Annotated in this window: 4 protein-coding genes and 1 pseudogene; 4 read left to right on the top strand and 1 reads right to left on the bottom strand. The window is 57.8% G+C overall.

The window, feature by feature from the left end:
* The first annotated feature begins 30 nt into the window (after nt 1–30).
* The 4 genes from uvrB to DBR10_RS18910 all read left to right on the top strand — a co-directional run bounded on the left by uvrB (nt 31) and on the right by DBR10_RS18910 (nt 4,737).
* On the top strand, nt 31–2,280 hold the full coding sequence (gene uvrB, locus DBR10_RS12630) for an excinuclease ABC subunit UvrB (RefSeq protein WP_108556381.1): 2,250 nt from the start codon (nt 31–33) through the stop codon (nt 2,278–2,280).
* A gap of 179 nt (nt 2,281–2,459) precedes the next feature.
* Nucleotides 2,460–2,633 carry a hypothetical protein gene (locus DBR10_RS19330; RefSeq protein WP_199223605.1) on the top strand — a complete coding sequence of 58 codons (174 nt, stop codon included), beginning with the start codon at nt 2,460–2,462 and terminating at the stop codon, nt 2,631–2,633.
* Between the two features lie 180 nt (nt 2,634–2,813).
* Nucleotides 2,814–3,845 carry a hypothetical protein gene (locus DBR10_RS18905; protein ID WP_146184194.1) on the top strand — a complete coding sequence of 344 codons (1,032 nt, stop codon included), beginning with the start codon at nt 2,814–2,816 and terminating at the stop codon, nt 3,843–3,845.
* Nucleotide 3,846: 1 nt separating this feature from the next.
* Nucleotides 3,847–4,737: a hypothetical protein gene (locus DBR10_RS18910; RefSeq protein WP_146184195.1), complete on the top strand. Its 891-nt coding sequence runs from the start codon at nt 3,847–3,849 to the stop codon at nt 4,735–4,737.
* A 295-nt stretch (nt 4,738–5,032) separates the two neighbouring features.
* Here DBR10_RS18910 and DBR10_RS20060 read toward each other — a convergent pair.
* A pseudogene (locus DBR10_RS20060) lies at nt 5,033–5,139 on the bottom strand (hypothetical protein); the annotation flags it as partial.
* Nucleotides 5,140–5,235: the final 96 nt, after the last annotated feature.

The following is a 5,235-nucleotide window of genomic DNA, read 5'->3' on the forward strand; positions in this document are numbered from 1 at the left end:
TTCCCGGCCCGCCCCCCTTACCTTTGGGCCATGGCCAGCCCTCCGGATTCCGGCGTTTCCGACGTCTCGACCCCCTTCGTCATGGACATGGTTCCGGGCGGTGCGATCCCGGCCCTGTGGACCCCGCACCGGCCGTCGCGCCCCGAGAAGTCGGAAGGCGGCAAGCGCTTCAAGCTGGTCAGCGCCTACCAGCCGGCCGGCGACCAGCCGACCGCCATCGCCGAACTGGTCGAGGGCCTGGGCAATGGCGACCAGGATCAGGTGCTGCTCGGCGTCACCGGCTCGGGCAAGACCTTCACCATGGCCAAGGTCATCGAGGCCACCCAGCGCCCGGCCCTGATCCTGGCCCCCAACAAGACCCTGGCGGCCCAGCTCTACAGCGAGTTCAAGAGCTTCTTTCCGGAGAACGCGGTCGAGTATTTCGTCAGCTACTACGACTACTACCAGCCCGAGGCCTATGTCCCGCGCACCGACACCTACATAGAGAAGGACTCATCGATCAACGAGCAGATCGACCGCATGCGCCACTCGGCGACGCGGGCGATCCTCGAGCGCGACGACGTCATCGTGGTGGCCTCGGTCAGCTGCATCTACGGCATCGGCTCGGTCGAGACCTATACGGCCATGACCTTCACCCTCGAGGTCGGCCAGACGGTCAACGAGAAGCAGCTGATGGCCGACCTGGTGGCCCAGCAGTACAAGCGCAATGACGCCGCCTTCGAGCGCGGCACCTTCCGCCGCCGGGGCGACACCCTGGAGATCTTCCCCGCCCACTATGAAGACCGCGCCTGGCGGGTGTCGATGTTCGGCGACGAGGTCGAGTCCATCGCCGAGTTCGATCCGCTGACCGGCAAGAAGACCGCCGACCTCGAGAGCATCAAGGTCTATGCCAACAGCCACCACGTCACCCCGCGCCCGACCCTGCGCCAGGCGATCCTCGAGATCCGCAAGGAGCTGAAGGAACGCCTGGCCTGGATGGTCGAGAACGGCAAGCTGCTGGAGGCCCAGCGCCTGGAGCAGCGCACCACCTTCGATCTGGAGATGATCGAGACCACCGGCTCCTGCGCCGGCATCGAGAACTACAGCCGCTACCTGTCAGGCCGCCAGCCGGGCGAGCCGCCGCCGACCTTCTTCGAATACATCCCCGACAACGCCCTGCTGTTCACCGACGAGAGCCACCAGACGGTGCCGCAGATCGGGGCCATGTACAAAGGCGACCGCAGCCGCAAATGGACCCTGGCCGAGTACGGCTTCCGCCTGCCCAGCGCGCTCGACAACCGCCCGCTCAAGTTCGAGGAATGGGACGCCATGCGCCCGCAGTCGGTGCACGTCTCGGCCACCCCGGCCAGCTGGGAGATGGAGCGGGCCGGCGGCGTCTTCGCCGAGCAGGTCATCCGCCCCACCGGCCTGATCGACCCGCCGGTCGAGGTGCGGCCGGTCAGCAAGGACGGCGCCTCCCAGGTCGATGACGTGGTCGACGAGATCCGCCAGACGATTGCCAAGGGCTACCGCACCCTGGTCACCGTCCTGACCAAGAAGATGGCCGAGGACCTGACCGAATACCTGACCGAACAGGGCATCCGCGTCCGCTACATGCACTCCGACGTCGACACCCTGGAGCGCATCGAGATCATCCGCGAGCTGCGCATGGGCTCGATCGACGTGCTGGTCGGCATCAACCTGCTGCGCGAGGGCCTCGACATCCCCGAATGCGGCTTCGTGGCCATTCTCGACGCCGACAAGGAAGGCTTCCTGCGCTCGGAGACCAGCCTGATCCAGACCATCGGCCGGGCCGCCCGTAACGTCGACGGCAAGGTCGTGCTCTATGCCGACCGGATCACCGGCAGCATGGAACGGGCCATGGCCGAGACCCAGCGCCGCCGCGAGAAGCAGCACGCCTACAATCTCGAACACGGCATCACGCCCGAGAGCGTCAAGCGCGACATCAAGGACATCCTCAACAGTCCCTATGAGCGCGGCGACCGGGTGCTGGTGCCGATGGGGGTCTCCGAAACCGACGACCGCCCGTTCAACGGCGACAACTTCAAGTCCGCCCTCAAGGACCTGGAAGCCCGCATGCGCGAGGCCGCCGCCAACCTCGAATTCGAAACCGCCGCCCGCCTGCGCGACGAGATCAAGCGCATGAAGCTGATGGACCTGGAATTCGCCAACGAGGTCCTCACCGCCCCCGGCACGGCCGTGGACAAGTCCGCGCCCAAGCGGGTGCGGGCCGAGCTGCGGGCCGAACAGGCGGAGGCGTTCCGGAAGGGGCGGTTGTAGACGGGAGAGGGTTTAAGGGCCGCTCCCCCCACCGGACCTGCTGCGCAGGTCGTCCGCCCCCAAAGGCGGGCGGATGATCCGGGATCATCTTCCCCCTCCGGGGGAGGAGCGCCGCAGGCGCGGAGGGGGCAAGTGTCAGTCGCTTTGAGAAACCGCGATTTTCGCCCACCATCCGGCTCATGACCGAGCGCCAGATCACACCCGACAAAGCCCTCGAAACCAACGCCGCCCGCGAGGCCCGCTACCACGCCCTGATTCAGGAAGGCCTGGACGACCTCGCGCGCGGCGAAGGCATTGAGGTGACGGATGTCGAGGCTTGGCTAAACACGCTCGGCCGCCAAGAGGCCGTCTGACATGGGCAACCCGACACGCAGCAGCACAAACTTGTCTCTAGATAGGGGAGCCAGCAACGCTCAAAGCAACCCCGTCGCGGGGAGTATGCCGAGCACCGATCTAGTGTCACTTCTTCTGGTTGCGTTAAACGCCGGTGACTGACAGTCTCCAAGCTAAGAAAATCACTGAAGGGGCCTCGCGTGATTCAGGTTTACAGCGTCAGCCACGACGCAGTCATCAAAAGCGCAGTTGGTCAAGCGAATACGAATTACAAATTCGCGCTAGAAAAACTGTTTCCACTTATCAATAAGTTTGAAGAACAAAGAAAAGTTCAAAGAAAAAAATTCTATGATCGATTGAGAAATGACATCCTAAAAGGATGCCAGATGCCTCCAATTACTCTTGCATTCGTAGATGAAATTAACTCCAAAAATTTAGACCCTAAGTCTTTGGGGGAATTCATCAATGCGAATATCGACTCAGGATATGTTCTAGACGGAATGCAAAGATTAAACACACTGCATGACGCTTCAAATGAGAGAAACTTCAACGACGAACTAAAACTTCCAATCAATGTCATAGTGGCTGAAAGGTATGATCTATTACTTTATCGGATGATAACTCTGAATAACGGCCAAAAGCCAATGACCGCAAGGCATCAAATTGAGATGCTGACAAAAGGAATTATTGATACTGGCGAGATTGGAATTTCAATCTTTTCAGAAAAAGATTCCGAGCTATCAAAGCCACCACAAGGCTCCTTTAAACGTAGCGACATTGCAGAGGCCTACACAGCATTCCTAACCGATAGCGTCCACAATCAAAATACCAGGATCATTGAATCTAAACTTGATGAAATCTTGGTGGGACGAGTCATGGACAGCGATATTACAGAGGTAGATGTTTCCTTTCACGACATACTTAAACTTGTGGAAAAATATTCAGGAAACAATACAGCTCGCGATTGGCTTAGGCTCGGAAATAACATCGTTGGATTTACAGTGGGCGCAAAGCGCAGCCATGATTACCTAGGAAAAATTTCTCCCAATCAGTTTTCTGATTTTACTGAATTGTTTGAAGAAGCGTTCGTCGCAATGAACGTTTCCAAGATCAATGTAGGCAAGACCCGCAGAGAGCTTTCGCGTCTGTTTTTTGAGAAGATTGAACGCTTCTCAGCTTATGATGCGGAAGCTGTGACTGAGGCCTTCCACGAAGCCACCATGGTCGACTGACGTGGCGACAAACCTCACGTTAAAAGAGCCCGCACGGGGCGGCTACAAGCCACCGAAACCATTCGGGCTTTATGAAGATGGAGCAGCGCCGCACGAGATAGTGCGCTTGCTTCTGGGCAGCATTGATATCCGCGAAGGATCAACAGGCCGAACGAGAGCGCTTAGCGTCAATGAATTTCGACTACCCGCCCGCCGGATGTGCCGGCCGGAAAAAATACGCCATTTCCTTTTTGAAAGTGAAATTACGCTTCAAGATTACGACCATTTTATAAAGTCACTATCTGCGAAGAACGCAGATTTTTTTGAACGACTTCGACAAGAATTGACCTTACTTTTGGTAGCCAAGAGAGATGGAAGATTTACTGAATCATTTCTTTATCTATACAGAATATTGGAAATGATATCCATCGCATTCCCTCTTTTATACGCGATAACCCAATCAGACTTCCGGCGCCCGCATGATTTTTTGAAATCACTAATGACAAATGAGAAAGACGGAGACTTAAAGGTATTCAATACCGCCATCCCGATAATAGCCGGCCAAGCCGATTTAACGCGGCTGAATTTTGATTTCTCAATCTCCGGCTTTGATGCCCGCTGGATTGCTGAATTCAAAAAGCAAATCGAGCGATGCGATATACACAAGACTAAAGGATTTGAATTCGAACCATATAATGACATTCTTTTTCGGGTTCCGTTCAATTCTATGTCTAGTCTAATTGTGAAATTTCGTAATAGAATGTTCCACTACCGCGTCGGTGAAGCGAATTTTGATCTCGGCATAATTGGAGGATCTGAACAAGTTTGCGGAATAATCGTACGTGAAGCTACGCACTGGTTTGCGCTGATTTACGTGGAGCTTCTGCGAGTGATGGCCAGACGTCAGTTCTGACGTCAGGAATTGCGGTGGCAGCGCCCGGACTGGCGCGCTCCGCATCCCCTCCCGCTCTCCCTACGGGGGCCGTGCCTCCCACCCGCCAAGGCTAGGGCGACAGAGGGCGTCAATGTGCCGACGCCCATGTGCCGTCTCCCTCCGGCCCTTCGGGCCGCCTCCTCCTTCCGGGGGAGGATCTATGGGGATTCAGGCCGTTCAATCCCCGGGGTCGGGCCAGCAAACCCCAGCAAACTCAACACCCTGCAAAAATCCTGATCACGCCGATCAGACGCACTCAAAACCCGCCGCATAATCATCCCACCTCGTCGCGGGGAAGGGCGCTCGGCCAGCGACCGGAGCGGCGGCGGGGGGTGGTCGAGCGGGAAGCTCAACCGATGGCGGGAGGAGCCCTGGGCTTCGGGCCGTCAACCCTGTCGTGTCTGGCGGCGGTCGGCCGTGGATCACAGAAACGACGTCACGGCAGGGGTCGGGCGAGCAGCAGGCTGATCTGGAAGG

This window comes from Caulobacter sp. HMWF025, from assembly GCF_003060965.1.
In the GTDB taxonomy this organism is placed as follows: Bacteria; Pseudomonadota; Alphaproteobacteria; order Caulobacterales; family Caulobacteraceae; genus Caulobacter.